The 2,037-nt window shown below is 52.7% G+C and carries 3 protein-coding genes; all 3 read right to left on the bottom strand.

Annotated features, from left to right (window positions below; genetic code table 11):
* A partial coding sequence (locus tag PPL9_RS24915; protein ID WP_082597105.1) for a response regulator transcription factor occupies positions 1-502 on the bottom strand: 502 nt, incomplete at its 3' end.
* 144 nt (positions 503-646) lie between these two features.
* Complete coding sequence (locus tag PPL9_RS24910) at positions 647-1,549, bottom strand: NAD(P)H-binding protein (RefSeq protein WP_057465227.1); 903 nt, start codon at positions 1,547-1,549, stop codon at positions 647-649.
* Positions 1,546-1,905 carry a VOC family protein gene (locus tag PPL9_RS24905; protein ID WP_057465226.1) on the bottom strand — a complete coding sequence of 120 codons (360 nt, stop codon included), beginning with the start codon at positions 1,903-1,905 and terminating at the stop codon, positions 1,546-1,548. The genes PPL9_RS24910 and PPL9_RS24905 overlap by 4 nt, the downstream gene beginning before the upstream one ends.
* Positions 1,906-2,037 lie beyond the last annotated feature (132 nt).

Raw genomic sequence — 2,037 nt, 5'->3', positions numbered from 1 at the left:
CACGGCCCCGCCGCTCCAACAAAATGGTCAACAGGCGGAAGGCGAGGGGCTGCAGCACCACCTCTGCCCCGTTATAGCAGGCTTTTTTCTGGTCCAGATCCAGCGTCAACACCCCATGCTGCAACAACATGCGCGTACGCCCTACAGAGCGCCGCACCAGTGCGCGGCAGCGGGCCAGAAGTTCTTCCATGTCAAAAGGTTTGGTCAGATAATCATCTGCACCCAGATTAAGCCCGTCAATCCGGTTCTTGGTGGTTTCCCGCGCAGACAGGATCAGGATCGGCACATCCGCTTTGTCGTCGCGAACGGCCCGCAAAAACTCCAGACCATCCTGACCCGGCAACCCCAGATCCAGAATAACCAGGTCAAATTCTCCGGTTCTCAGAGCGTCTTCTGCCAAAAGACCGTCATCGACCCAGTCCACGATAAATTCATGCCGCTCCAGAAAAGCTTTGATTGCATCCGCAATCAGCCGCTCGTCCTCAACCAACAATACGCGCATGTGTTCCTTCCACTAGGGCGAAGTGCACCCAATATTTGCCTCAACTCTTTCACATCTACAAAGAACATGAAACTGAATTGTGCCTGAAGAAATCGCATAAGCGGTTACAATTGACGGATAATTGGTAGCACGACATATGGTTGGTCAAGGCGGCCCAATCGACACGCTCAAAGCGGCCTTGGCGCAAAACACCTGACGGATGAAAGTTTTGATGCTGCGCGGTGGGCGCCCGCAGATTGTAGAAACGGCATCCGTTGTGAAGTCCCCCCAACCACTGCGATAGGCCTGCGCATAATCGCGAGAGATGCCTACAATCCACTCATCCCAACCCGCACCAACAATACCATCATACACATCCTGCGGCATGACAGGCACATAGGTGATGGTGCGCTTGAGTTCTTCGCTGAGTGCCGACGCAACATCAAAATAAGAAAGGCTCTTTGCTCCCGTTACCTCAAAGATGTCGCCGTTGAAATGATCACTCAGCACGCATTCTACGGCGCACTCAGCCACATCGCGTGTGTCTACCATCCCCATCCGGGCATCACCCATGCCAAAGAAGAAGCTGCTATGTTCTGCTATGGTTTGCGTTGCCAGAAACATGTTTTGCATAAAAAGATTAGGTCTCAGGATTACATACTCCATCCCGGAGCGAACAAGCTCATCCTCGGTTGCTGCATGCAACACAGTGTTCGCCGTTGGCCCGGTAGCATCTGCCTTGATGGCCGAAATGCGAACCACTTTGCGCACACCGCTCTCCAATGCCGCATGAAGCACAGCAGAAGCCTGTTGTGCTGCCTGTTGTGCTGCCTGTGGGGTGGCCGAAGTGATCAGTACCAGTGTGTCAATGCCCGCCATCGCCTCAAAGAGAGAAGGCAGATCAGAAAAATCTCCCCGAACCGCCTCAGCGCCCATGGATGAAACCAGCCGTGAATTTTCCGTACTGCGCACCAAAGCACGCACATGCCACGGTGTTTGCTTTAACTCTCTGAGGAGATGCAGGCCGATTGTCCCGTTGGCTCCGGTGACCAAAATACGCTTGTTCATGACGAAGCCTCCGTCCACACTGCAAGTTCGTTCCCGTTGGGATCTGCAAAATGAAACCGCTGCCCGCCAGGGAAAGAATAGATGTCCTGCAAGATCGCCGCGCCAGCTGTACGGACGGCCTTTAGCGTGCCCTCAAGATCCGCCGCATAAAGCACCACCAGCACACCGGGAGCCTGAACCGGAAACCCGCTTTCTCCATTAAAACCGCCCTCCACACCAGCACCGGAAAAGCTGATGTAGCTTGGCCCCCAGTCTTCAAAGACCCAGCCAAACACAGAGGTGTAGAAGCTCTTGGTCTCTTCATTTTTCAGCAGAGGAAATTCGATGTAGTTGATGGATTTATCCTGGTTTCCCATCCCGCGTTCCTTTCATGTTTTGATTGGAACGCATTCTACTATTCTTCTTAGTGTGGTAATATTGCTTGAAATGGGAATGATAATTCCAAATATGGGAATATGATGCAGGACCTGAATGCAATCGCGATATTT

Source organism: Pseudovibrio sp. POLY-S9 (assembly GCF_001431305.1).
Taxonomy (GTDB): Bacteria; Pseudomonadota; Alphaproteobacteria; order Rhizobiales; family Stappiaceae; genus Pseudovibrio.
This window is presented reverse-complemented; position numbering and strand designations above follow the sequence as displayed.

Bases quoted from the DNA above. Each gene is read 5' to 3' on its own strand.
- PPL9_RS24910 (WP_057465227.1), bottom strand. From the start codon at position 1,549: ATGAACAAGCGTATTTTGGTCACCGGAGCCAACGGGACAATCGGCCTG.
- PPL9_RS24905 (WP_057465226.1), bottom strand. From the start codon at position 1,905: ATGGGAAACCAGGATAAATCCATCAACTACATCGAATTTCCTCTGCTG.